General features: G+C 70.7%; 1 protein-coding gene. It reads right to left on the bottom strand.

Annotated features, from left to right (window positions below; all coding sequences use genetic code 11):
- A partial coding sequence (locus HA630_RS02610; RefSeq protein ID WP_305792614.1) for a histidine kinase dimerization/phospho-acceptor domain-containing protein occupies positions 1-409 on the bottom strand: 409 nt, incomplete at both ends.

Raw genomic sequence — 409 nt, forward strand, 5'->3', positions numbered from 1 at the left:
ACTGCACCCATTTGCCCGCCGCCGTGGCGCGCAGCTCCACCTGGGCCTGCCCTTGCGGGTCGCGGCCGTAGCGGGCGGCGTTTTCCAGCAGGTTGGTCAGCACCCGCCGCAGTTCCACCGCATCGCCCCACACTTTCAGGCCGGGGGGGCATTGCGCGTCCACCCCCCAGCCGGGGAGGTTGGCCAGCGGCTGCAGGCTGCTGGCCACCGCCTCGCCCAGGTCCACTGGTTCCAGCCGCGCCTGGCGGTTGCGGGCGTAGTCCATGAACTTGTCGATGATGGTGTTGACCTGCTCGATGTCGGCCGCCATCAGCTCCCGGGTGCTGGGGTCGGGCACGCTCATCTCGGTTTCCAGCCGCAGCCGGGCCAGCGGCGTGCGCAGGTCGTGGGAAATCCCCGCCAGCATCAG

The sequence above is a fragment of the Aquabacterium sp. A08 genome (assembly GCF_011742065.1).